This window comes from Brevundimonas sp., assembly GCF_035935935.1.
GTDB lineage: Bacteria > Pseudomonadota > Alphaproteobacteria > Caulobacterales > Caulobacteraceae > Brevundimonas.
Genome location: NZ_DASYWO010000013.1, coordinates 1 through 22,059, shown reverse-complemented (window position 1 = coordinate 22,059; position 22,059 = coordinate 1). Strand labels below are relative to the sequence as shown.

Below are 22,059 nucleotides of genomic sequence, written 5' to 3'. Positions count from 1 at the left end.
ATGCGCGCCGCCCTGACGGCGGCGACGGCGCTGTTCAGCCTGCTGGCCGCGCCGGCGCTCGCCCAAGAATCGCTTCTGGCCGTCTCCACGTCGGAGAAGGCCGACGCGGCCACGGTCGTCATCTATCGCGACCAGCCCGTGAACACCGTCGAGCTGATGGAACGCTCCCGTCAGCCGTGGAGCCGGCTCGATCGCGAGGGCCTGGCCCTCATCGTCGAGACGCGCACGGTCGACGTGCCCGCGGGCGACGCTGTGATCCGCTTCGAGGGCGTCTCCACCGGCATCGTGCCGCAGAGCGTGACCATCGAGGGCCTGCCCTCGGCCGTGCTGGAGCAGAACGCCGACTTCGACCTGCTGACCCCCGGCTCGCTGCTGGACAAGTCGATCGGCGACACGGTGCAGGTCGTGCGCACGAATCCGGCCAACGGTCGTCAGGAGGTTCGAACCGCCGTGGTCCGTTCGGGCGGGGCCGGCGCCGTGCTGGAAATCGACGGCAAGTACGAGGTCCTGTCCTGCTCCGGCATGATCGAACGGGTGATCTTCGAGGACGTGCCCGAGGGCCTGTCGGATCAGCCCACGCTGTCGATCCGCACGCGCGCACCCGCGCCGGGCCGATACACGGTCACGCTGGCCTACCTTTCGACCGGCCTTCAATGGTCGACCGACTACGTCGCCCGTCTGTCGCCCGACGGGCGCACGCTGGACCTGACGGGGTGGCTGACCCTCGCCAACTTCGGCGGCACCACCTTCCCCGACGCCCCGGTCCAGGTCGTCGCGGGCGATCTCCAGACCACGGGCCGCAGCGTTCCCGTCGACCCCGTCGTCCGCCGCCGCAGCCCCGGCTGCTGGCCCCAGGACACGACGTCGAACGGGGTGAATCCGGACATGCGGGACGACTGGTATCCGCCGGTCGCGCCGCCGCCGCCCATGGCCCCGCCGCCTCCCGCCATGATGGTGCCGATGGCACGCGAAGACGCGATCGTCGTCACCGGCAGCCGCATCGCGCGGCAGGAGGAACTGGGCGACTACAAGATCTACACCCTGCCGTCGCCGACCACCGTCGCCGCGCGGCAGACCAAGCAGGTCCGCTTCCTCGAGCGCGAGGACGTCCCCTATGACAGGGTGAACCGGCACTGGATCGGCGCTTGGGGCATGACCGCCGGCGAGGCGGCCGACGAATCCACGCCTCAGGTCGTCTTCCGCCTGCGCAACACCGAGGCCGGCGGTCTGGGCATCGCGCTGCCGGGCGGGAACTGGAGCCTGCGCCAGATCACGCCGGACGGCCGTTCAGTCCTGGCGGGCGAGGCGAACACGCAGGACCGCCCCGTCGGCCTGCCGCTCGAGCTGGCGCGCGGCGAGGCGTCCGACGTCCGCGTGCGCACCCGCGTCACGGGCGACGGCGAACGCACCCGCGGAGCCCTGACCACCCAATGGCGCGAGGTGGAGGTGGTCGTCTCGAACCTGGGCGGCGAAGCCGAAACGGTCGAACTGATTCCGCAGGAGTTCAGCCAGACCGGCTTCCGGGTGGTTCGTCAGAACCTTCGCAGCGCCGTCACCGACAGCGGCTGGCCGGCGTGGACCCTGACCGTGCCGCCGGGCGAGAGCGCGACCCTGACCTATCGCTATGAGGTGACGGAGTAGGGGGTCACTCCCCCTGCGCCGCCTGTCGTGGGCTGAATTTGGGGGCTGGCGCCAGCCGCAGCACCTCGGCCTGATAGCGGTCGTCGTTGCCGGCCACCAGGAAGGGCAGGGCGTCGGCGCAGGCGTTCAGCAACGCCTCCAGCCAAGGCTTGTCCGCCTTGTGAAAGTCGCTCAGCACGTGGCCGTGCACCAGCTCCGGCCGCCCCGGATGCCCGACGCCCATCCGCGCGCGCCGGAACTCGGGGCCCAGCTGGCTGATCAGCGAGCGGACGCCGTTCTGGCCCGCCGCGCCGCCGCCCGTCTTCATCCGGAATCGCCCGGGGGCCAAGTCGATCTCGTCGTGGAAGACCACGACGTTCGCCGGCGGGACCTTGTAGAACCGCGCCGCCTCTCCGACGGCGCGTCCGCTCTCGTTCATAAAGGTCTGCGGCTTCATCAGCAGGATCTTCGTCCCCTCGACCTCGCCCTCGGCGACGATCGACTGGAACTTCGCCCGCTCCGCCCCGAACCGCCAGCGGCGCGCGATCTCGTCGGCGGCCATGAAGCCGATGTTGTGGCGGTTGCCTTCGTACTTGGCGCCCGGGTTGCCCAGGCCGGCGAGGATCAGCATCGGTCAGTCCACAAAAGGAAACGGCCCCGCCGTCGCCGGAGGGGCCGTCCTGATTAGCAGATCGGGGCCGGAGGTCAGCCTTCCGAGGCTTCCTCGCCCTCGGCGGCGGCGTCTCCGTCGGCCTGCTCCGAAGCCGGAACCTCGTCGGCGGCAGCCTCGGCCTGTTCCTCGGCGATGGCCTCTTCGATCTCGTCGGCGGCCTTCGCGGCCGAGGAGGTCTTGATCGAGGCGATCACGAAGTCACGGTCCGTGATGGTGGCTTCCACGTCCGACGGCTTCTTGACGTCCGACCAGCGGATGGTGTCGCCCAGCTTGTGGCCGGCCAGGTCGACGATCAGGTCTTCCGGGATGTGGTCGGCGCGGACCAGGATCTCGACCGAGTGACGCACGATCTCCAGCGAGCCGCCCTGACGGAAGGCGCCGCACTGGTCTTCGTTGATGAAGTGCACCGGCACCTCGATCTTGATCGTCTGCTTCTCGTCGACGCGCATCAGGTCGAAGTGCAGCGGGCGATCCGACACGGGGTCGAACTGCACGTCCTTGGCGATGACCGGCTGGGTCTCCGAGCCGTACTTCAGCGTCACCAGGTGGCCCAGCAGCTTGCCGGTGTACAGGTTCTTGCGGAAGTCCTTCTCGTTGACCGAGATGGCCACCGGGTCCTTGCCGCCGCCGTACAGGATGCCCGGAACCTGATTGGCGCGACGGGCCGCGCGGGCGCCGCCGGTGCCCACGCCTTCACGGACGTCGACGTTCAGAATGATCTCAGCCATCTGGCCTGCCTCAATGACGAACGCCGCGCCGACTGTCGGCCCGCGCGGCGGGGAACGATCCCTCGAATTCAAGAGCGCGGGCTATTACACGCACCCGTGGCCCGGCGCAACCGGGCCTTTGCAGTCGGGCGCGACCTTACTGGCGGCCGGCCGACTGGGCCTGATCGGCGGCCGCCACGGCCCCGGCGGCGGTGCCCGTCGTGGCCGGCGGGACGTCCAGCAGAGCCGACGCCGGCGCGATCTGCGGCGTCATCGGCCCCGTGTTGGCGGCGGTGCACTGGGCGATGTCGGCCACGATGTGCTGACCGACGCAGAACATGTCCTCATAGTTCGGACGCGACGCCGCCAGACACTGGAAGAGGTTCAGCTTCGACATGTTGAAGCAGAACTCGCTGTTCGATTCGACGATCAGCGCCTCGGTGTAGGCGCGACGGTCCTCGCCGCCGGCGCCCAGGGCGGCCAGGGCGGCGATCGCCAGGCTGTGCACCACGGCGGGCGTGTAGGGCGGGGCCTGGCGGGCCGACGCCAGATTCAGACCGGTGCCGGCGTGGGCGGCGCCATGCAGACGCTGGCTCTCGGCCGGAACCGGAACCAGCCGCGTCGCCGACAGGGTCTTGGCCGCTTCCAGACGTTCCGGCCTGCCCTCGACGGGCGTCACGGCCCAGCGGCGGCGCGGGTCGTTCCGCTCCTGGATGGTGTAGGCGTCTTCCTTGATGGCGTCGCCGATCGAGGCCAGGGCGGCGATGTCCGCGCCCAGGGTGGCGACGATCAGGCCGGCCGCATGATCCGCGCCCGGCAAGGTCGCGGCATAGGCCGGGTCGGCGATGATGCGGTTGACGATTTCTTCGCGCTGGGCCGGGTCGACGGCGTACTGGCGCACGCCCTCGACGAACTCCGGCGACTGCAGGGCCAGGATGGCGCCGTAGGCGATCATGCCGCGCGACAGCTGCACCGGCTCGTAGGCGGCGCCCTTGCGGATCGCGGCCTGAATGGCCTCGGGGCTGTTGAAGGCGCGCTCGATCGTGCCGACCTCGCGGATGAAGGTGACGTAGACCGACGCCGCCTCGGCGATCCCGGTGTTCAATGCCAGCGCGGGCGGCGGCGGCGGCGGCGGCGCAGGCGGCGGCGGCGGCGCCTCCGGTTCCGGTTGGGCGCAGGCGGCCAGGACGGCGGCGGCCGCGACGGCGGCCAACGACAGGTTGCGGCGCGAAACAGCCCAAGCCATCGACGAAACTCCCCCAGGGATCTGGAACTGCACCGCTTTCAGCCGCGGCGTCTCTGCCGCCTTATAACGCCGGATGAAGTCTTGTCCGATCACTAATCGAAGAGCTTGGAGACCGATTCCTCATTGGCGATCCGCCGGATGGCCTCGCCGATCAGCGGCGCGACCGAAACGCTGCGGATCTTGGCGCAGGTCTCGACCTCGTGCGGCTGCTCGATGGAGTCCGTGATCACAAGCTCCTTCAGGGGGCCGTCGGTGATGCGCTGCACCGCCGGGCCCGACAGGACGCCGTGGCTGATGTAGGCCGAAACCTCGGTCGCGCCGTGCTCGATCAGCGCCTTCGCGGCGTTCACCAGCGTGCCGCCCGAATCCACGATGTCGTCGAACAGGATGCAGCGGCGGCCGGAGACGTCGCCGATGATGTTCATCACCTCGCTCTCGCCGGCGCGCGGACGGCGTTTGTCGACGATGGCCAGATCGGCGTCTAGGCGCTTCGCCAGCGAGCGCGCCCGCACCACGCCGCCGACGTCGGGCGAAATGATCATCAGGCTGTCGTCGCGGCCGTAGGTTTCACGGATGTCCTGCGCCAGCACGGGCGTGGCGACCAGGTTGTCGGTCGGAATGTCGAAGAAGCCCTGGATCTGGCCGGCGTGCAGGTCCATCGTCAGCACGCGGTCCGCGCCGGCGCGCGTGATCAGATTGGCCACCAGCTTGGCCGAAATGGGCGTGCGCCCGTCCGTCTTCCGGTCCTGACGCGCATAGCCGAAGTAGGGGACCACGGCCGTGATCCGCTTGGCCGACGCCCGCACCAGCGCGTCCGTCAGGATCAGCAGCTCCATCAGGTTGTCGTTGGCGGGATAGCTGGTCGACTGAAGGATGAAGACGTCCTCGCCACGGACGTTCTCCTCGATCATGGCGAAGACCTCGTTGTCCGCGAACCGCTTCACCTGGGCCTTGGTCAGCGGGGCGTCGAGGTGGGCGGCGATGGCCTGGGACAGCGACCGGTTGGCGTTGCCGGAGAGCAGCTTCATGGCTCGTCATCCTTTCGCCGCGATCGCGCCCGCATGGAGGAGGATGGGGGTCCGGCGCGCCTCTTTAGACAGGCCGTGCCGGGCGCATCAAGCCGTGGTCCGTCATCCGTTGGCGGGTCGCGGCGCGTGGTGTAGAACCGCCGCTTCGTTCGCCGGGGCGGCGAACGTGATCGAGATCGTCGAGAGGTCGCTTCGTGTCTTTTTCCAGGTCCCGCGCGGCGGTCGTCATGACCGCGGTCCTGATCCTCGGCCTCGGTCTGTCGGCGTGCAACAACCGTCCGCGCGCGCGTCTCGCCTATGAGGAACGGCCGGTCGAGCTGCTCTACAACACGGGCTATGATCGGCTGGAGCGCGGCCGCTGGCGCGACGCCATCGACTACTTCCAGGAGGTCGAGCGTCAGCATCCCTATTCGGAATGGTCGCGCCACGCGATCCTGATGCAGATCTACGCCAACTACAAAGACGGTCAGTACATGGAGGCGATCGCCTCGGCCGACCGCTTCATCCAGCTGTTCCCCGGCAATCCGTCGGCCGCCTACGCCTTCTACATGCGCGCCATCTGCTACTTCGAGCAGATCGTCGACGTGGGCCGCGACCAGGCCCTGACCGAGCAGGCGCTGGCCGGGCTGCGCGAGGTCGTGCGCCGCTACCCCGGCTCGTCCTACGCCACCGACGCGCTGGTGAAGATCGACATGGTCAACGACCAGCTGGCGGGCAAGGAGATGGCCATCGGCCGCTACTACCAGCGCGCCGACCAGCCGCTGGCGGCGATGAACCGCTACCGCGTGGTCGTCGACAATCCCGACTTCCAGCGCACCTCGCACGTGGCCGAGGCCCTGTACCGCATGGTCGAGGTCAACCTGATGCTGGGCCTGACCGACGAGGCGACGCGCAACGCCTCGGTGCTGGGCCACAACTATCCGGGCAGCCCGTGGTACGCCGAAGCCTACGCCCTGCTGACCGAGCGCGGCGCCCAGCCGGACCAGGCGCCGGAAGGCAAGCGCGAGAACTGGCTGCAGCGCCTGATCCCGGGCTGAGCGCGCCTCCCGGCCGTGCCATCATGCCGGCCATGACGAATCAGGTCGCCCCATGCTGACGGGCCTGTCCATCCGCGACGTGGTGCTGGTCGAGGCGCTGGACCTCGACGTGGGGACGGGCCTGACCGTGCTGACCGGCGAGACGGGCGCCGGCAAGTCGATCATTCTCGACGCCCTGGGACTGGCCATGGGCGCGCGCGCGGAGGCCGGTCTGGTCCGCGCCGGCGCGCGGCAGGCCAGCGCCGTCGCCACCTTCGCCGCGCCCTTCGCCGCCGGACTGGCCGCCCTGCTCGACGACAGGGGCGTGGACGTGCCGCCCGGGGACGACCTCATCCTGCGCCGCGTGCTCGGGGCGGACGGTCGCAGCCGCGCCTTCGTCAACGACCAGGCCGTCGGCGTCGCCACCCTGCGCGAGATCGGCCAGACCCTGATCGAGGTCCACGGCCAGCACGAGACGGTCGGCCTGCTGGACTGGCGGACGCATCGGGGCCTGCTGGACGGGTTCGGCGGTCTGGCCCGCGAGGTCGAGGCCGTGCGGTCGGCGTCGGAGTCGCTGCGGGCCGCCGAGGCCCGCCTGGCGGAACTGCAGGCCGCCGCCGCCGACGCCGAGGCGCGGCGCGAGGAATTGGCTCGCGATCTGGCCGAGCTGGATCAGCTGGACCCCCGCGCCGACGAGGAAGAGGCCCTGTCCGGCGAGCGTGCCGTGCTCGGCGCGGCCGAAAAGGCGCTGGAGGACCTGTCGGACGCCCGTCAGGCGCTGGGCGGCGACAAGCTTTCCCAGAAGCTCGCCTCCGCCCTGCGCGCGGTCGACCACGCCGGCCGCCGCGCCCGTCAGGCGGGCGTGGGGGAGGGGCACCCGGTCCTGTTGCGCCTCACCGCCGCCGCCGAGGCCATCGACCGGACCCTCATCGAGGCGGCCGAGGCGGTGGCCCAGGTCGACGCCGCCGCCGACGCCTTCGACTTCGAGCCGGGTCGGCTGGACAAGGCGGAGGAACGCCTGTTCGCCCTGCGCGCCGCCGCCCGCCGCCTGCGCGCCACGGTGGACCAGCTGCCCGCCCTGCGCGTGGAGTTCCGCGAGAAGCTGGCCCTGCTGGAAGGCGACGCCGACGCCCTGACCCAGGGCCGCCGCGCCGCCTCCGCAGCGCGCGAGACATACGATTCGGCCGCCGCCGACCTGTCGGCCGCCCGCGCCGCCGCCGCCCGCCGGCTAGAGGCCGCGGTCGCGTCCGAGCTCGGCCCGCTGAAGCTGGAACGGGCCCGGTTCCGCACCGTGCTGGAGCCCGTCGCCGACGACCGCCGTGGACCCGCGGGCCGCGAGACCGTGCGTTTCGAGGTCGCGACCAACGCCGGCCAGCCCTTCGGTCCGCTTGATTCGGTCGCCTCCGGCGGCGAACTGGCGCGCTTCGCCCTGGCCATGAAGGCCGCCCTGGCTGCCCGCGCCGGCGGCGACCAGCCGGTGATGATCTTCGACGAGGTCGATCAGGGCGTCGGCGGCGCCGTAGCCGAGGCCGTGGGCCGCCGCCTCCGTCGCCTCGCCGAGGGGGCGCAGGTCGTCGTCGTGACCCACAGTCCGCAGGTCGCGGCCATGGGGCAGGCGCACTGGAAGGTCGGCAAGGCCGAGGCGGACGGCCAGGTGCGCACCTCCGTCGCCGTCCTCGACGCCGCGCAGCGGGACGAGGAGATCGCCCGCATGCTCTCCGGCGCCGTCGTCACCGACGAAGCCCGCGCCGCCGCCCGCGCGCTTCGCGCCTGAACGTCGCACCCGAGATTTCTTCAGGAAAAACAGCACTGTGGAGAAGTCGGCGCGCGCCTTGACCTTCCGGGGTCCCACCTATAGGTTCCGCGCCGAATTCAGACCCCCTTCGGCGCTCGCGTCGAAGCGCTGAGGCCACCCATGTCCACGCCCCCGGAATCGCGCGAAGAGGCGATCGCTCGTCTCCAGAAAAGCGCATCCCAACTGGAGGCGCGGCAGGACTCCAAGCTGGCGCAGGAGCTGGCGGGACAGAAGGCGGCCGGGCAGGCCTGGAAGATCATCGCCGACCTGTTCGGCGGCGTCTTCGTGGGCCTCGCGATCGGTTTCGGGGTCGATCATTTCGCCGGCACCTCGCCGGTGGGCATCATCAGCGGGGTCCTTCTGGGCTTCGCGCTTTCGGTCTGGATGGCGTGGCGCACGGCGCAGCGGATCCAGGCGGAGGCACATAAAGCCGGGGTTCAGCCGCAGGCCGTGCCCTTCGACGACGACGAAGACGCTTAAGGTTTCAATGGCCGATCCGCTTCATCAGTTTCAGGTCCAGAAGATCGTGGACCTGCCCGACGTCACCCTTCCGGTGATCGGTCACGTCGATCTGGCGTTCACCAACTCGCACCTGGCCATGACCATCGCCTTCGTCGTGGTGGTGGGCTTCCTGTCGATCGTGACGTCGGGCGCCAAGGTCGTGCCCGGCCGCCTGCAGGCCGTCGGCGAGACGCTGTTCGGCATGATCGACAACATGACCGACGGCATCATCGGCCACGACGGGAAGAAGTACTTCCCGTTCGTCTTCACGATCTTCCTGTTCATTCTGGGCATGAACCTGCTCGGCATGTTCCTGTCGTTCACCGCCACGTCGCAGCTGGCGGTCACGGCCACCTTCGCCCTGATCACCTTCGGGCTGGTTCTGGTGGTCGGCTTCGTCAAGAACGGCCTGGGCTTCTTCAAGCTCTTCTGGCCGACCGGCGCGCCGCTGGTCATGCGTCCTGTCGTCGGCCTGATCGAGTTCTTCTCCTTCCTGCTGCGTCCCATCACCCTGATGCTGCGTCTGTTCGGCAACATGATGGGCGGTCACATCGCGCTGAAGGTCTTCGCGGGCTTCGTGGCGACCGCCGTCATCGGCGCCGCCGGCTGGTTCGGCATCCTGATCTTCCCGCTCTCGCTGGGAATGACCGTCGGCCTGACGGCGCTGGAATTCCTCGTGGCCTTCCTTCAGGCCTTCGTCTTCGCCGTTCTGACCTGCATCTACCTCAACGATGTGGTCAACCTGGACCACGCCCACTAAGGGCCGGCCCAGTCTTCGTTCCACCCAAGACCAACTAGGACTAGAGAACCATGGATCCTCAAGCCGCCAAGCTCATCGGCGCCGGCATCGCGATGACCGGCATGATCGGCGCCGGCATCGGCGTCGGCAACATCTTCGGCAACTTCGTGTCGGCCGCCCTGCGCAACCCGTCGGCCGCCGCCTCGCAAGTCGGCAACCTGTTCGTGGGCGCCGCCCTGGCCGAAGCCCTGGGCATCCTGGCCTTCGTCATGGGCATCCTGATCTGGATCTCGTAATCCCGATCCGCTGACGGCGGTGCGGGCGCCTCGGCGCCCGCCCGTCGTTCGCAGCCTCTTCGAACAGCGACAGACACATGGCCACCCAGACGCCTTCCGTTCCGATTCCGCCCGGCCCGACCGAGCCCATGGTTGGGGAAACCCCGGCCGCGGCGACGCACGCCACGACCGAAGTCGCGCACGGCGGCGATCACGGCGAGGGCGGCGGCCTGCCCCAGTTCCAGTTCGAGCACTGGGCCGGCCAGATCGTCTACCTGGTCTTCCTGTTCGTCGTTCTGTATTTCCTGATCGCCAGGGTCTTCGCCCCGCGCATGCGCCGGGTGTTCGACGAGCGGTCCAGCACCATTTCCGGTGCCGTCGACGCCGCCCGTCAGGTCCAGGCCGAAGCGGCCGGTCAGGCCGAGGCCGCCAAGCGTGAGGTCGAGGAGGCCCGCGCCCGTGCCCGCGCCACCGCCGCCGCCGCCAAGGACCGCGTCACGTCCGAAGCCGCCGCGCGCTCCGCTTCGGAAGAAGCCGCCGTCGCCGCCCGCATCGCCGAGGCCGAGGGCGCCATCGCCCGGACGCGCGAGGCCGCCATGGCCAACGTCTCGACCGTCGCCGCCGACGCCGCAACCGCCATGGTCGAGCGCCTGACCGGCAAGGCCCCCACCGCCGCCGAGCTCACTTCCGTTTCCCGGGGCGTCGCCTGATGGAATTCTTCAATCCGCATCTCTACGACCTCGAGAACCCCGAGCTGTGGGTCGCGGTCGGCCTGATCATCTTCTTCGCCATCGTCGTCTTTTCCGGCGCGCTGAAGATGGTCGGCGGGGCGCTCGACGCCAAGGCCGCCAAGATCCAGTCCGAGCTCGACGAGGCCGCGCGCCTGCGCGCCGAGGCCGAGGCCCTGCTGGCCCAGATCCGTCAGGAGAAGGCCGAGGCCGAAGCCCAGGCCGCCGACATGCTGAAGGCCGCCGAGGACGAGGCCCGTCGCATGGAGACCGAGACCAAGGCGAAACTGGAGGAGTCGCTGGCGCGCCGCCAGCAGCTGGCCGAGCGCCGCATCGCCCAGGCGGAGGCCCAGGCCACCGCGGACGTCAAGGCGGCCGCCGTCGAACTGGCCGCGAAGCAGGCCGAGACCATTCTGGCGGCCCGTCTGGCCGCCGGCGGCGCCGACCCGGTGCTGGACCAGGCCGTGGCCCAGATCGGCGACCGCCTGAACTGATCCGCCGCGAAACCGCGAGACAGGGCCCCGGGCGTCGCGCCCGGGGCCTTTTCCGTTTCAGGCCCTCAGTGGGCCAGATGGATGTCGTCGCGGACGCGGTGCACCCGCCATTCCCTGCCGACCATGCGGGCGTAGACGTGTCCCATCACCGCGCCGAACACCGCGTGGGTCAGGATCATCCACGCCAGCGTGGGAAAGCCCGCCGCCAGGCCGAACATCCCCACGCCGCCCAGCGGCGCGACCGTCAGACCCATCAGCACGAAGGCGCCAACGGCGAAGACGATGCCCTTGGTCTCCGGCGTGTCGGTGGGCATGCGCGGACACAGGATGCCGAACAGCGGCCCCAGCACCAGAGTGCCCACCGCGAAGTGGGCGACCCAGCCGGTCCAGGCCACGCCTTCGGTGCCCATGATGACGGTGAGCAGTCGCGGGAAACTGACGAACCACGGCCCGGCCAGCATCTGCACCGCCTCAAGAACGGCCACCGCCAATGCTGCGGAAAAGCCTGCGATCATTCCCTTGGTTACGCGTGACATCATGACCTGTGCGCCTCCCAACGCTCTTTCCGGTTCTGATTACGCGCGATCAGCATACGCCGATCGTGGCGAACGGCGTTCACAAGGCCGTGCTTCGCGCCTGCGGCATGCCGGGCGCGTCCGCTGGCGGCCGCGGGGGCGGCCTGTATAAGGGCCGCATGAACGCCCGCTTCCTCTGGCGCGCCCATCGCGCCCGGCTGCTCGACCAGCGTCCGGAACTCTCGGCCATCCGTCGCCATGTCGCGCGCGACGCGATCGCCTGCGACGTCGGCGCCAACAAGGGCAGCTACATGTACTGGCTGTCGCGCTGGGCCGCCCGCGTGGTGGCCTTCGAGCCCCAGCCGGGGCTGGCCGCCTATCTGGAGCAGGCGTCCCGCGGCTTGGGGCTGAACAACGTGACGATCGAGGCCAGGGGCGTGTCCGACCGCTCCGGCGCCTTCGACTTCTACCTGCCGTCCGAGAACTCTCCTGAGGCCAGCCTCGTGCCGATCGCCGGCGCGCGCACGGTCAAGGTGCCCGTCGTGACGCTGGACGAGACCTTCGCCGCCGGTGAACGCGTCGGCTTCCTCAAGGTCGACGTCGAGGGCGCCGAACTGAACGTCTTCCGCGGCGCCGAACGCATCCTGCGCGAGGACCAGCCGCCCCTGCTGTTCGAAAGCGAGCAGCGGCACCTGCGGGACGGGTCCTCCGTCTCCGACGGCTTCGCCTTCCTGCAGGACCGCGGCTACCGCGGCTGGTTCATCCACCGCGGCGAACTGAAGCCGGTCGAGCGGTTCGACCCGGCGGTGCACCAGAACGCGCAGGGCGACCGCTTCTGGAAGTCGCCGGACTACGCCAACAACTTCCTGTTCACCCCGGTCTAGTCGAAGACGACGCCCGTCAGGCGCTCCGACTGGTCCCACAGCCGCGCGGCCATCCGGGCGTCCCTGGCCGCCGGATCGATCCGCGCAGGTCCGGGGCGACCGCGTGTCTCGCCCATCCCCTGCGGCCCGTAATAGCCGCCGGGGCTCGCGGCCGGCAGGGTCGCCGCCATGAGCACGGGCAGGGCGCCGGCGGCCGCGGAATGCGCCATCAGCCCGATCAAGGACCGTGTGAAGAAGGTGCGCAGCGACCGCTCGCCGCCCGCGCCGTTCGCGACCAGATCCGTGCGCGCCACGCCCGGATGCGCCGCCACGCTGGTCAGACCCCAGTCGCCGGCGTCACTTCGCCGTTGCAGCTCCATCGCGAACATCAGCATGGCCAGCTTCGACTGCTGATAGACGGGCCAGGATCGATAGCTCCGCTCGGCGTTCAGGTCGTCGATCGCGATCCGGCCGCCCCGATGCGCCACGCTGGACAGCTGGACCACGCGCGCCCGTCCGGCCTTCAGCAGCGGCAGCAGCCGCCCCGTCAGGGCGAAGTGGGCCAGATAGTTCACGCCCAGCTGCATCTCGTGCCCGTCGGCCGTCGTCTTGCGCGTCGGCAGGTCCATGACGCCGGCGTTGTTGACCAGCACGTCGATTGGCCGCCCTTCCCAGACCATGCGCTCGGCGAAGGCCCTGACGGAGGCCAGATCGGCCAGGTCGACCGGTTCGAACCTGACCTTCGCCGAGGGCGCGCGCGCCCGGATCCACGCCTCGGCCTCGCGCCCCTTGTCCGGATTGCGCGCCGCCAGAACCACGTCGGCCCCCGCCGTCGCCAGACCCAGGGCGGTCTCCAGCCCGATTCCGCCCGTCGCCCCGGTGACGACGGCCAATTTTTCGGTCTGGTCGGGAATGTCGTGGGTGGTCCGGTGGGCCATTGTCGGTATCCTTGCGCCAGATGCTGATGGACCATTATATGCACCAAGTGCAAATATGCAAGAAGTGCAGAAAACAGCCGTGAGCGGCGACGTCGGTCTGCGGGAGCGCAAGCGTTCTGAGACGCACGCCCGCATCCAGCGCGAGGCGATCCGCCTGTTCCTCGACCATGGCTTCGAAGCGGTCACCCTCGATCAGATCGCCGGGGCGGCAGGCGTCTCGCGACGCAGCCTGTTTCACTATTTCGCGTCCAAGGAAGAGATCGTCCTGTCCACCAAGGCGGGCTTCCCGACCATGGTCGCCAAAGCCGTCGCCGCACGTCCGGCGGACGAACCCCTGCTGGAGATGCTGGAGAAGGCCTTCGCGGATCTGGCCGGGGCGCCCCGTGATCCGCAGGGCGAGGCGCTGGCCCGTCTGATCAGCTCGACGCCCTCGCTCGCCGCGGGCGACCAGGCGAAATACGACGCGGTCGAGCAGGCCCTGACCGCGGCGCTGGCCGCTCAGAAGGGGCTGTCCGCGGGAGACATGGCGTGCCGCGTCGCCGCCGCCGTGGGCGTCGACATCTTCCGGATGGCGACCGAGGCGTGGATCTCCGGCGCGGCCGAAGCTCCGGAGGCGGTCGGCCACGCCGCCTTCGCCCGCCTGCGCGATCTGGCGGCCGGCAAGATCTGACGCCTACTCCGCCGCCAGGTTCGACCCTTCGGGCGCGGTCCAGCGCAGCTTGGGCGCCCGCGCCGCGCGGGTCTCGTCCAGACGCTTCAGCGGCGCGTGGAACGGCGCTCCCTTGAACCGCTCGACGTCGCCGGCCCTGGCCGCCTCCGCCAGCAGACGCATGGCGTGAATGAAGCGATCCAGCTCGGCCTTGGACTCCGTCTCGGTCGGCTCGATCAGCATGGCGCCGTGGACGACCAGGGGGAAATACATGGTCATCGGGTGGAAGCCCTCGTCGATCATCGCCTTGGCGAAGTCGAGCGTGGTGACGTCCGTGCCCTTCAGCCATTCGTCGTCGAACAGGGCCTCGTGCATGCACGGGCCGTCCGGGAAGGCCGGGCTCATCAGGTCCTGCAGGCGGGCCTTGATGTAGTTGGCGTTCAGCACCGCGTCCTCGGCGACCTGACGCAGGCCGTCCGAGCCGTGGCTCATCATGTAGCTGAGCGCGCGCACATACATGCCCATCTGGCCCTGGAAGGCGCACAGGCGGCCGAAGGCCTGCTCCGCGTCCTCCTCGGCCCGTTCCAGCAACTTGAAGCCGTCGCCGTCGGAGACCACCCACGGCGCCGGGGCGAAGGGTGCGAGCGCCTCCGACAGCACCACCGGGCCCGCGCCCGGACCGCCGCCGCCGTGCGGCGTCGAGAAGGTCTTGTGCAGGTTGATGTGCATGGCGTCGACGCCGAGATCGCCCGGCCGCACCCGCCCCACGATGGCGTTGAAGTTGGCGCCGTCGCAGTAGAAATACGCCCCTGCCTCGTGCGTCAGGCGGCTGATCTCAAGGATGTCGCGCTCGAACAGGCCGCAGGTGTTCGGGTTGGTCACCATGATGGCGGCCACGTCGTCGCCCAGCTTGGACGCCAGATCGGCCACGTCCACGCGCCCGTCGTCGGTCTGGGCCACCTCGACCACGGTATAGCCGACGAAGGCCGCCGTCGCCGGGTTGGTGCCGTGGGCCGATGTGGGCACCAGCACCTTGCGGCGCTTCTCGTGCTGACCCGACGCCTCGTGCGCCGCGCGGATGGCCATCAGCCCGCACAGCTCGCCATGCGCGCCGGCCTTGGGCGACAGGGCGACCGCGGGCATGCCCGTCAGGGTCTTCAGCCAGTGCGCCAGCTGATCCATCAGCTCCAGCGCGCCCTGAACCGTCGACTGCGGCTGCAGCGGGTGGATGTCCGAAAACCCGGGCAGGCGCGCCATCTTCTCGTTCAGGCGCGGGTTGTGCTTCATCGTGCACGAACCCAGCGGATAGATGGCCAGGTCGATGGCGTGGTTCTTCTGGCTCAGCCGCACATAGTGGCGCATCGCCTCCGGCTCGCTCAGCCCCGGCAGGCCGATCCGATCGCGGCGGACCAGATCGCCCAAGTCTGAGCCCGCGCCGCTGGGCTCCGGCAGGTCGACGCCCGTCTTCTCCCAGCCGTCCAGCTCGAAGATCAGCTTCTCGTCCTGCAGCAGGCCGCGCCCGCCCGTCAGGGTCGGATGCTTGTAGTCGTGGTCGACCGTGTTCGGCGTCGTCGGGCGGCCGACGGTGTTCATGGTGCTCATGGTCAGTTCCCCAGCGCCTTGGTCAGCGCCGTCGCCAAAATCTTGATGTCCGCGTCCGTGGTGATCTCCGTCGCCGCAACCAGCAGCACGTCGTCCATGCCCGCGTCGGGAGCCAGGCGGGAGTAGGGCACGCCGCACAGGATGCGATGCTGGGCCAACTGCTCCACCACCTCCGCCGCCGGCTTCGGCAGCTTCACCGCGAACTCGTTGAAGAAGCGCGGGGTCAGCACCTCCACGCCGGGGACCGCGGCCAGGGCGTCGCGCGTCTTCACCGCCGCCTCATGGTTCAACAGGGCCAGTTTCCGCAGCCCCGTCTCGCCCAGCAGGCTCATGTGGATGGTGAAGGCCAGGGTGCACAGGCCGGAGTTGGTGCAGATGTTCGAGGTCGCCTTGTCACGGCGGATGTGCTGCTCGCGGGTCGACAGGGTCAGGACGAAGCCCCGCTCGCCGTCCGCGTCGACCGTTTCGCCCGTCAGGCGGCCCGGCATCTGGCGGATCAGCTTGTCGCGCGTGGCGAACAGGCCGACGTACGGCCCGCCGAAGTTCAGCGCATTGCCGATCGACTGGCCCTCGGCCGCGACGATGTCCGCGCCCATCTCGCCGGGCGACTTCAGCAGGCCCATCGACACCGCTTCCGTGACCACGACGATCAGCAGGGCGCCGGCGGCGTGTGCGGCCTCGGCGATCTTCGTCACGTCGGTCGCGGTGCCGAAGACGTTGGGCGTCTGCACGACCACGCAGGCGGTGTCCGGGCCGATCTGGGCGATCACGTCGGCCTCGGCGTCCACGGCGGCGGGCAGGACCTGCGTCTCCACGCCCACGGCGTGCACCACCGTCTCGGTCGCCTGGACGTAGTGCGGATGCACCCCGCCCGAGATGACCGCCTTGTTGCGGCGCGTCGCCCGCGTCGCCATCAGCACGCCCTCGGCCATGGCCGTCGAGCCGTCATAGAGGCTGGCGTTGGCCACCGGCATGCCGGTCAGGGCCGCCACCTGCGTCTGGAACTCGTACAGGTACTGCAGCGTGCCCTGCGCGATCTCCGGCTGGTAGGGCGTGTAGCTGGTCAGAAATTCCGACCGCTGGATCACGTGGTCCACCGTCGCCGGCACGTGGTGCTTGTAGGCGCCGGCCCCGCAGAAGAAGGGCACGGTCCCCGCCGTCGCGTTCTTCGCCGCCATGGCCCCCAGCGCCCGCTCCACCTCCAGCTCGCCCGCCACGCGCGGCAGGTCCACCGGCCCGTCCAGACGCGCCTGCTGGGGCACGTCCGTGAACAGATCGTCGATCGACTTGGCCCCGATGGCGGCGAGCATCGCCGTCCGGTCGTCGGGCGTCAGGGGGAGGTAGCGCATGTTCAGACGTTCCGGAAAATACGGGGCGTTGGCGGGGAGTGAGAGGTCATTGCGGGAGCACGCCGAGCGCGACGCGGGCCACGATCCACAGGACCGCGAGAGCGGTCGCGGTGTAGACGAGACCGCGCAGGGCGACGTTGGTGGTTCCGATCTGCACGGCGCTGTGCGCGACCCGAGCTACGACCAGGATCCACAGGACCGCCAGATCGATCGGACTGAACAGGGCCTGCGGGGCGCCGATGGCCACCGCGATCCAGGCGAACATCGGCAGTTCGAACTGATTGGCCAGATTGCGCGCAACCCGGGCGCCCAGCGGCGTGTCGCCGTCGGCGCGCACGAAGTCCCGCAGCGCCGCCCGACGTGCCCGAACGGCGTCCAGACGCACCGCCGTCAGCAGCGCGTAGAGACCCATCACCCATGCGAAGTGGGCGAAGAGCGGCGCGTATGGACTGCCCAGCCACGTCAAGATCGGCTCGCTTCAGCGCTCTCAGAGGGTCGTCAGGTACTGGTCGTAGGCGGCGCGATCCATCAGGGCGTCCAGCTGGCCGGCGTCCGACACCTTGATCTTCGCGAACCAGCCTTCGCCTTCGGGATCGGCGTTGACCGTTTCCGGGGCGGTCGACAGGGCGGCGTTGCCCTCGACCACTTCGCCGTCCACGGGGGCATAGACGTCGGACGCCGCCTTGACGCTCTCGACCACGGCGAAGCCGTCGCCCTTCGACACGGCCTTGCCGGCGTCCGGAACCTCGACGAACACCACGTCGCCCAGCTGGTCGGCGGCGTGCTTCGAGATGCCGACGGTGGCGACGTCGCCTTCCAGTCGCACCCACTCATGGTCCTTGGTGAACTTCATGGCTGATCCTCAGGCTTTGGGTTTGCGGTGATAGCGTTGGGCGACGAAGGGCAGGGCGACGACCTCGGCCGCGGCGGGCTTGCCGCGCACCACGACCTTCAGCTCCGTGCCCGGCTCTGCGAACTGCGGCGGCACATAGCCCATGGCGATGTTCTTGCCGAGGGTCGGCGACGGCCCGCCCGAGGTGACCTTGCCGATCACCGTCCCGTCGGCGTCGGCGATCTCCGCGCCTTCCCGGGCCGGGGCCCCTTCCTTGACGATCAGGGCCGTGCGCACGCGGTCCGTGCCGTTCGCCAGCTGGCCGTTGATCACGTCGGCGCCGGCGAAATCCGCCCGCTCCTTGCGTGACTTCGACAGGGCGAAGGTCAGCCCCGCCTCGACCGGCGTCGTCCCGGCGTCGATGTCGTGGCCGTGCAGCGGCAGACCGGCCTCCAGGCGCAGACTGTCCCGCGCGCCCAGCCCGATCGGCTTCACCCGCGCGTCTTCCAGCAGCAGGTCCCAGATCCGGTCCGCATCCGCCGCCGGCACGGAAATCTCGTACCCGTCCTCGCCGGTGTAGCCCGAGCGCGAGACGTAGCAGTCGACGCCGAACAGCATCAGCCGCGCCGAGTCCATGAAGCCCATCTCGGCCAGCACCGGCTCGTGCGCCGCCATGACCTCGGCCGCTTCCGGCCCCTGGATCGCCAGCAGGGCCCGGTCGTCCAGCACCTTCAGCTTCGCGTCGCCGGACAGGTTGGCCTCCAGATGCGCGAAGTCCGCGTCCTTGTTGCCGGCGTTGACCACCACATACAGCCCGTCGTGATCCGGCTTGCCCGCCATGAGGTCGTCCAGGATCCCGCCCTGGTCGTTCAGCAGCAGCGAATACTTCTGCTTGCCCGCCTTCAGCGCCTGATAGTCGCCGGGCACGAAGCGTTCGAACTGCGCGATCGCGTCCGCGCCGGTGATCTTGGCCTGGCCCATGTGCGAGACGTCGAACAGGCCGGCGTGCTCCCGGGTCCAGCGGTGCTCGGCCAGCACGCCTTCGTACTGCACCGGCATGTCGTAGCCGCCGAAGCCGACCATGCGCGCGCCGCGCCGGCGATGATTGGCGTTCAGCGGCGTGATCTTCAGGGTTTCGTCGGTCATCGGCGTCGGGTCTCCGTTCAGGGCACGTCCAGCCCGAGGAGCCCCCGCTGTCCTGAAGCCTGAGAGATTCCGGCCCCGCCAGGACCCGCGTCCTGAATGGCGCCTTGCTCCGTCGGCGAACCCGGCCGGGTTCTTTCCAGCGTCCGTGCGCTTCGCGGTCCTTTTGCCTGAGCGTTTCCGGGGCGGTTGCGCCTTCGGCGTCGGACTGGAATCGGCGCCCGATCTCTCCCGCGAGAGCGCCGCCCAAAGGCCCCGTAACCTTGCCCCTGTCAAGCGGCACGGGGTAGGCAGGACGCCTCAGCGAGGAGCCGTCCATGACCGTCGATCCGGAGATCCACCCCGTCGATCCCGTCTTCGCCGCCGACGCCCGCATGGACCGCGCGGCCTACGACGCCGCCTGTGCCGCCGTCTTGGCCGACCCTGAGCGCTTCTGGGCCGAAAAGGCCGCGCGCCTCGACTGGATCACCCCGCCGACGAAGATCAGGGACGTCTCCTTCGACAAGGCGGACTTCCGCATCCGCTGGTTCGAGGACGGCGTGCTGAACGCCTGCTTCAACTGCGTCGACCGCCACCTGCCGGCCCGCGCCGACCAGCGCGCCATCCTGTGGGAGGGCGACGACCCCGCACAAAGCGGTCACCTCACCTACGCCGAGCTGCACCGCGAGGTGTGTCGCATGGCCAATGTGCTCAAGTCGCTGGGCGTCGTGAAAGGCGACCGCGTCACGATCTACCTGCCGATGATCCCGGCCGCGGCCGTGGCCATGCTGGCCTGCGCCCGCATCGGCGCGGTGCATTCCGTCGTCTTCGGCGGCTTCTCGCCCGACAGCCTGGCCGGCCGCATCGAGGACTGCGGCTCGACGGTCGTGATCACCGCCGACGAAGGGCTGCGCGGCGGCCGGCGCGTGCCGCTGAAGGCCAACGTCGACGCGGCGCTGGAACAGGTCGCGGTCGAGAAGGTGCTGCTCATCTCCCACACCAACGCCGACGTCGGTTTCGTCGAAGGTCGCGACGTCCGCTACGGCGAGGCGAAGCACGGCGTCTCCGACGACTGCCCGTGCGAGCCCATGTCGGCCGAGGATCCGCTGTTCATCCTCTACACCTCCGGTTCGACCGGAAAGCCCAAGGGCGTGCTGCACACCACGGGCGGCTATCTGTTCTGGGCCAGCTGGACGCACGAGATCGTCTTCGACCACCGCCCGGGAGAGGTCTACTGGTGCACCGCCGACGTCGGCTGGGTCACGGGCCACAGCTACGGCGTCTACGGCCCGCTGGCGAACGGCGCGACCACCCTCATGTTCGAGGGCGTCCCGAACTGGCCCGACCACAGCCGCTTCTGGCGGGTCGTCGACAAGCACAATGTCGCCGTCTTCTACACCGCCCCCACAGCGCTTCGGGCCCTGATGCGCGAGGGCGACGGGCCGGTGAACGCCACCAGCCGGTCGTCGCTGCGCCTGCTCGGCACCGTCGGCGAGCCGATCAACCCGGAGGCCTGGCGCTGGTATCATCAGGTGGTGGGGCAGGGGCGTCTGCCCATCGTCGACACCTGGTGGCAGACCGAGACCGGCGGCATCCTGATCTCGCCCCTGCCGGGCGCCACGGACCTGAAGCCCGGTTCCGCCACCCTGCCGCTGCCGGGCGTCCAGCCCATCCTGGTGGACGCCGAAGGGCATGAGCTGTCCGGCGCCGTCAGCGGGAACCTGTGCCTGGCCGACAGCTGGCCCGGCCAGATGCGCACCGTCTACGGCGATCCCCAGCGCTTCTTCGACACCTATTTCTCGACCTACCCCGGCCGCTACTTCACCGGCGACGGCGCCCGCCGGGACGAGGACGGCTACTTCTGGATCACCGGCCGCGTCGACGACGTCATCAACGTGTCCGGCCACCGCATGGGCACCGCCGAAGTCGAGAGCGCCCTCGTGCTGCACGACGACGTCGCCGAGGCCGCCGTCGTCGGCTTCCCCCATGACGTGAAAGGCCAGGGCATCTGGGCCTACGTCACCCTCAACGCCGGCGTCGCGCCGACCGACGCGCTGAAAGGCGAACTGGTCGCCCACGTCCGCAAGGTCATCGGCCCCATCGCCGCGCCCGACGCCCTGCAATGGGCCCCCGGCCTGCCCAAGACCCGCTCCGGAAAGATCATGCGCCGCATCCTGCGCAAGATCGCCGAGGGCGAGACCGGCGCCCTGGGCGACACGTCGACCCTCGCGGATCCCGCGGTGGTCGACGACCTGATCGAAGGGTCGAAGACGGCGCGGCGGTAAGTCGATCGACTATGCGCATCATCGCCGGCGGAAGCTGCACCGCGCGCGCAGATGCGCTGGCCTGCAAGCCGTCGCGATGAGGTTCCGCTGGGGGTGGAAAGCGGACATCACGGTGCTACGCTGCATATCGTGAAACACGCGGTCCTCACATCTGTCGGCCACAACATCTCCGACTCCCTCTCTTGCGGGATGGGATTTCTGATCGGCCTCTACGAGACGGACGTCTTCGCGGAAGCGGCTTCGAACCCTGATGGGTTCATCGAGGTGGACTTCCTCACGGGAACGTCGGTGGGGCAGGTGTCACCTTCTCTCGCCAAGGCAATCAGCCTCTACGCACAAGCCCTTCCACGACTTTGCCAGAAACAAGGTGTGGCCGTTGCCGACTTTGACCGCCTCATCACCAGATACGTCGGGAAGGGTGAGCATCACTTCATCGTTGAAGTCACGGACCGGCGAGGGAGAACCTCTCGCGACCGGTATGTCGGTCAGGCCGCCCGGCGGCCCAAAGTAATCGATCAACTCGGACGGGTAAGGCGGCTGAAATCCGCTTAGGGTCGGGAGCAGATCGTCGCCTTGGGGTGGTCAGCGATCATTTGTCTCGGGGCCTCGGCTAGGGGAAAGTGAGACATGCATCTCTTCCCGCCTGCTTCCGAGATGCAGTTCCTCTTCGGGCTCGAAGTCGGACAGATTTGCCTTGATCCTTGGCACGGTCGAATGCTCCGCCGCATAAGAGACTTTGAGGATTGCCGCTGATTGACGGATTTTGGCTCGCCAACGTCCGCAACGGGTCGGGAGGGGACGGTCGAGCGGAAGCCGTTAGCTGACATCTTGGGCGGCGACGCCCAGCACGTGAGGGAAATGCTCCTTGTCCCATTCGTCTGTACGGAAGAGCACCTTGCCCCACTGAATCACTTCGTCGCCGTCCTCGTACGGCTGGCTAAGTGTCGGCAGTTCAGGCTCCATTTCTTCCGGCATGATGTGGAAATGATCGCTCTGCTCGCTCAGTCTCTGAAGTTCGCTGACCAACAGATCGCGGCCTGCCGGGTTCAACCAGATTTCGAGCGATCCGTCCTTCGTCCGGC

Annotated in this window: 24 protein-coding genes and 2 riboswitches; of the genes, 12 read left to right on the top strand and 12 right to left on the bottom strand. The window is 69.4% G+C overall.

Features of this window, described 5'->3' with window-relative positions:
- Positions 1 to 1,641: a hypothetical protein gene (locus VGR32_RS13075; protein WP_327451348.1), complete on the top strand. Its 1,641-nt coding sequence runs from the start codon at positions 1 to 3 to the stop codon at positions 1,639 to 1,641.
- A gap of 4 nt (positions 1,642 to 1,645) precedes the next feature.
- Here VGR32_RS13075 and pth read toward each other — a convergent pair whose 3' ends face one another.
- The 4 genes from pth to VGR32_RS13055 form a co-directional block, all read right to left on the bottom strand.
- Positions 1,646 to 2,251, bottom strand: coding sequence for an aminoacyl-tRNA hydrolase (gene pth / locus VGR32_RS13070; protein ID WP_327451346.1), 606 nt, complete (start codon positions 2,249 to 2,251; stop codon positions 1,646 to 1,648).
- Between the two features lie 74 nt (positions 2,252 to 2,325).
- Entirely contained in the window at positions 2,326 to 3,021 is a 696-nt protein-coding gene (locus tag VGR32_RS13065) for a 50S ribosomal protein L25/general stress protein Ctc (RefSeq protein ID WP_327451344.1), read from the bottom strand.
- A gap of 136 nt (positions 3,022 to 3,157) precedes the next feature.
- The gene (locus VGR32_RS13060; RefSeq protein ID WP_327451342.1) at positions 3,158 to 4,246 is read right to left on the bottom strand and encodes a hypothetical protein; all 1,089 of its coding nucleotides are present in this window, start codon (positions 4,244 to 4,246) and stop codon (positions 3,158 to 3,160) included.
- Between the two features lie 92 nt (positions 4,247 to 4,338).
- A complete protein-coding gene (locus tag VGR32_RS13055) occupies positions 4,339 to 5,274 on the bottom strand; it encodes a ribose-phosphate pyrophosphokinase (RefSeq protein WP_327451340.1) in 936 nt (311 codons plus the stop codon).
- 227 nt (positions 5,275 to 5,501) lie between these two features.
- Here VGR32_RS13055 and VGR32_RS13050 point away from each other — a divergent pair, with 227 nt between their 5' ends.
- The 7 genes from VGR32_RS13050 (at position 5,502) to VGR32_RS13020 (ending at position 10,822) form a co-directional block, all read left to right on the top strand.
- A complete protein-coding gene (locus VGR32_RS13050) occupies positions 5,502 to 6,311 on the top strand; it encodes an outer membrane protein assembly factor BamD (protein WP_327451339.1) in 810 nt (269 codons plus the stop codon).
- A 52-nt stretch (positions 6,312 to 6,363) separates the two neighbouring features.
- On the top strand, positions 6,364 to 8,064 hold the full coding sequence (gene recN / locus VGR32_RS13045; protein ID WP_327451337.1) for a DNA repair protein RecN: 1,701 nt from the start codon (positions 6,364 to 6,366) through the stop codon (positions 8,062 to 8,064).
- Between the two features lie 141 nt (positions 8,065 to 8,205).
- Positions 8,206 to 8,565: an AtpZ/AtpI family protein gene (locus VGR32_RS13040; RefSeq protein ID WP_327451335.1), complete on the top strand. Its 360-nt coding sequence runs from the start codon at positions 8,206 to 8,208 to the stop codon at positions 8,563 to 8,565.
- A gap of 7 nt (positions 8,566 to 8,572) precedes the next feature.
- Positions 8,573 to 9,346 carry a F0F1 ATP synthase subunit A gene (locus tag VGR32_RS13035; RefSeq protein WP_327451333.1) on the top strand — a complete coding sequence of 258 codons (774 nt, stop codon included), beginning with the start codon at positions 8,573 to 8,575 and terminating at the stop codon, positions 9,344 to 9,346.
- A 50-nt stretch (positions 9,347 to 9,396) separates the two neighbouring features.
- Positions 9,397 to 9,621 (top strand): F0F1 ATP synthase subunit C, encoded by a 225-nt coding sequence (locus tag VGR32_RS13030; RefSeq protein WP_327451331.1) that lies wholly within the window; start codon positions 9,397 to 9,399, stop codon positions 9,619 to 9,621.
- A 128-nt stretch (positions 9,622 to 9,749) separates the two neighbouring features.
- Positions 9,750 to 10,310, top strand: a complete 561-nt coding sequence (locus VGR32_RS13025; protein WP_327451329.1) for a hypothetical protein — start codon at positions 9,750 to 9,752, stop codon at positions 10,308 to 10,310.
- Complete coding sequence (locus VGR32_RS13020) at positions 10,310 to 10,822, top strand: F0F1 ATP synthase subunit B (protein ID WP_327451327.1); 513 nt, start codon at positions 10,310 to 10,312, stop codon at positions 10,820 to 10,822. The genes VGR32_RS13025 and VGR32_RS13020 overlap by 1 nt, the downstream gene beginning before the upstream one ends.
- Before the next feature lie 65 nt (positions 10,823 to 10,887).
- On the opposite strand, the gene VGR32_RS13015 is transcribed toward VGR32_RS13020, so the two are convergent.
- Positions 10,888 to 11,358, bottom strand: coding sequence for a DUF6789 family protein (locus VGR32_RS13015; protein ID WP_327451372.1), 471 nt, complete (start codon positions 11,356 to 11,358; stop codon positions 10,888 to 10,890).
- A 65-nt stretch (positions 11,359 to 11,423) separates the two neighbouring features.
- Here VGR32_RS13015 and VGR32_RS13010 point away from each other — a divergent pair, with 65 nt between their 5' ends.
- The gene (locus VGR32_RS13010; RefSeq protein WP_327451325.1) at positions 11,424 to 12,221 is read left to right on the top strand and encodes an FkbM family methyltransferase; all 798 of its coding nucleotides are present in this window, start codon (positions 11,424 to 11,426) and stop codon (positions 12,219 to 12,221) included.
- Here VGR32_RS13010 and VGR32_RS13005 read toward each other — a convergent pair.
- On the bottom strand, positions 12,218 to 13,138 hold the full coding sequence (locus VGR32_RS13005; RefSeq protein ID WP_327451323.1) for an SDR family oxidoreductase: 921 nt from the start codon (positions 13,136 to 13,138) through the stop codon (positions 12,218 to 12,220). The two genes, VGR32_RS13010 and VGR32_RS13005, sit on opposite strands and share 4 nt — an antisense overlap.
- A gap of 79 nt (positions 13,139 to 13,217) precedes the next feature.
- Here VGR32_RS13005 and VGR32_RS13000 point away from each other — a divergent pair, with 79 nt between their 5' ends.
- A complete protein-coding gene (locus VGR32_RS13000; RefSeq protein WP_327451322.1) occupies positions 13,218 to 13,808 on the top strand; it encodes a helix-turn-helix domain-containing protein in 591 nt (196 codons plus the stop codon).
- A gap of 3 nt (positions 13,809 to 13,811) precedes the next feature.
- On the opposite strand, the gene gcvPB is transcribed toward VGR32_RS13000, so the two are convergent.
- The 5 genes from gcvPB to gcvT are packed head-to-tail and all read right to left on the bottom strand — an operon-like array spanning position 13,812 to position 18,716.
- Entirely contained in the window at positions 13,812 to 15,389 is a 1,578-nt protein-coding gene (gene gcvPB, locus VGR32_RS12995) for an aminomethyl-transferring glycine dehydrogenase subunit GcvPB (protein ID WP_327451320.1), read from the bottom strand.
- Positions 15,390 to 15,391: 2 nt separating this feature from the next.
- Positions 15,392 to 16,738 (bottom strand): aminomethyl-transferring glycine dehydrogenase subunit GcvPA, encoded by a 1,347-nt coding sequence (gene gcvPA / locus VGR32_RS12990; RefSeq protein ID WP_327451318.1) that lies wholly within the window; start codon positions 16,736 to 16,738, stop codon positions 15,392 to 15,394.
- A gap of 46 nt (positions 16,739 to 16,784) precedes the next feature.
- Positions 16,785 to 17,204 (bottom strand): MAPEG family protein, encoded by a 420-nt coding sequence (locus VGR32_RS12985; protein ID WP_327451316.1) that lies wholly within the window; start codon positions 17,202 to 17,204, stop codon positions 16,785 to 16,787.
- 21 nt (positions 17,205 to 17,225) lie between these two features.
- Positions 17,226 to 17,591, bottom strand: a complete 366-nt coding sequence (gene gcvH / locus VGR32_RS12980; protein WP_327451314.1) for a glycine cleavage system protein GcvH — start codon at positions 17,589 to 17,591, stop codon at positions 17,226 to 17,228.
- A gap of 9 nt (positions 17,592 to 17,600) precedes the next feature.
- Positions 17,601 to 18,716, bottom strand: coding sequence for a glycine cleavage system aminomethyltransferase GcvT (gene gcvT, locus VGR32_RS12975; RefSeq protein WP_327451312.1), 1,116 nt, complete (start codon positions 18,714 to 18,716; stop codon positions 17,601 to 17,603).
- A gap of 45 nt (positions 18,717 to 18,761) precedes the next feature.
- Positions 18,762 to 18,858: riboswitch (glycine riboswitch) on the bottom strand.
- A 3-nt stretch (positions 18,859 to 18,861) separates the two neighbouring features.
- A riboswitch (glycine riboswitch) is annotated at positions 18,862 to 18,957 on the bottom strand.
- Positions 18,958 to 19,030: 73 nt separating this feature from the next.
- Here gcvT and acs point away from each other — a divergent pair.
- On the top strand, positions 19,031 to 20,977 hold the full coding sequence (acs, locus tag VGR32_RS12970) for an acetate--CoA ligase (protein ID WP_327451310.1): 1,947 nt from the start codon (positions 19,031 to 19,033) through the stop codon (positions 20,975 to 20,977).
- A 129-nt stretch (positions 20,978 to 21,106) separates the two neighbouring features.
- Entirely contained in the window at positions 21,107 to 21,529 is a 423-nt protein-coding gene (locus tag VGR32_RS12965; RefSeq protein WP_327451308.1) for a hypothetical protein, read from the top strand.
- Positions 21,530 to 21,793: 264 nt separating this feature from the next.
- Here VGR32_RS12965 and VGR32_RS12960 read toward each other — a convergent pair.
- Positions 21,794 to 22,059, bottom strand: a 266-nt coding sequence (locus VGR32_RS12960) for a hypothetical protein (RefSeq protein WP_327451306.1), incomplete at its 5' end; no start/stop codon positions are given.

What these genes read in the sequence shown, in the direction of transcription:
- VGR32_RS13075 (WP_327451348.1), top strand. Translation starts at nt 1, where the DNA reads ATGCGCGCCGCCCTGACGGCGGCGACGGCGCTGTTCAGCCTGCTGGCC.
- pth (WP_327451346.1), bottom strand. Translation starts at nt 2,251, where the DNA reads ATGCTGATCCTCGCCGGCCTGGGCAACCCGGGCGCCAAGTACGAAGGC.
- VGR32_RS13065 (WP_327451344.1), bottom strand. Translation starts at nt 3,021, where the DNA reads ATGGCTGAGATCATTCTGAACGTCGACGTCCGTGAAGGCGTGGGCACC.
- VGR32_RS13060 (WP_327451342.1), bottom strand. Translation starts at nt 4,246, where the DNA reads ATGGCTTGGGCTGTTTCGCGCCGCAACCTGTCGTTGGCCGCCGTCGCG.
- VGR32_RS13055 (WP_327451340.1), bottom strand. Translation starts at nt 5,274, where the DNA reads ATGAAGCTGCTCTCCGGCAACGCCAACCGGTCGCTGTCCCAGGCCATC.
- VGR32_RS13050 (WP_327451339.1), top strand. Translation starts at nt 5,502, where the DNA reads ATGACCGCGGTCCTGATCCTCGGCCTCGGTCTGTCGGCGTGCAACAAC.
- recN (WP_327451337.1), top strand. Translation starts at nt 6,364, where the DNA reads ATGCTGACGGGCCTGTCCATCCGCGACGTGGTGCTGGTCGAGGCGCTG.
- VGR32_RS13040 (WP_327451335.1), top strand. Translation starts at nt 8,206, where the DNA reads ATGTCCACGCCCCCGGAATCGCGCGAAGAGGCGATCGCTCGTCTCCAG.
- VGR32_RS13035 (WP_327451333.1), top strand. Translation starts at nt 8,573, where the DNA reads ATGGCCGATCCGCTTCATCAGTTTCAGGTCCAGAAGATCGTGGACCTG.
- VGR32_RS13030 (WP_327451331.1), top strand. Translation starts at nt 9,397, where the DNA reads ATGGATCCTCAAGCCGCCAAGCTCATCGGCGCCGGCATCGCGATGACC.
- VGR32_RS13025 (WP_327451329.1), top strand. Translation starts at nt 9,750, where the DNA reads ATGGTTGGGGAAACCCCGGCCGCGGCGACGCACGCCACGACCGAAGTC.
- VGR32_RS13020 (WP_327451327.1), top strand. Translation starts at nt 10,310, where the DNA reads ATGGAATTCTTCAATCCGCATCTCTACGACCTCGAGAACCCCGAGCTG.
- VGR32_RS13015 (WP_327451372.1), bottom strand. Translation starts at nt 11,358, where the DNA reads ATGTCACGCGTAACCAAGGGAATGATCGCAGGCTTTTCCGCAGCATTG.
- VGR32_RS13005 (WP_327451323.1), bottom strand. Translation starts at nt 13,138, where the DNA reads ATGGCCCACCGGACCACCCACGACATTCCCGACCAGACCGAAAAATTG.
- gcvPB (WP_327451320.1), bottom strand. Translation starts at nt 15,389, where the DNA reads ATGAGCACCATGAACACCGTCGGCCGCCCGACGACGCCGAACACGGTC.
- gcvPA (WP_327451318.1), bottom strand. Translation starts at nt 16,738, where the DNA reads ATGCGCTACCTCCCCCTGACGCCCGACGACCGGACGGCGATGCTCGCC.
- gcvH (WP_327451314.1), bottom strand. Translation starts at nt 17,591, where the DNA reads ATGAAGTTCACCAAGGACCATGAGTGGGTGCGACTGGAAGGCGACGTC.
- gcvT (WP_327451312.1), bottom strand. Translation starts at nt 18,716, where the DNA reads ATGACCGACGAAACCCTGAAGATCACGCCGCTGAACGCCAATCATCGC.
- acs (WP_327451310.1), top strand. Translation starts at nt 19,031, where the DNA reads ATGACCGTCGATCCGGAGATCCACCCCGTCGATCCCGTCTTCGCCGCC.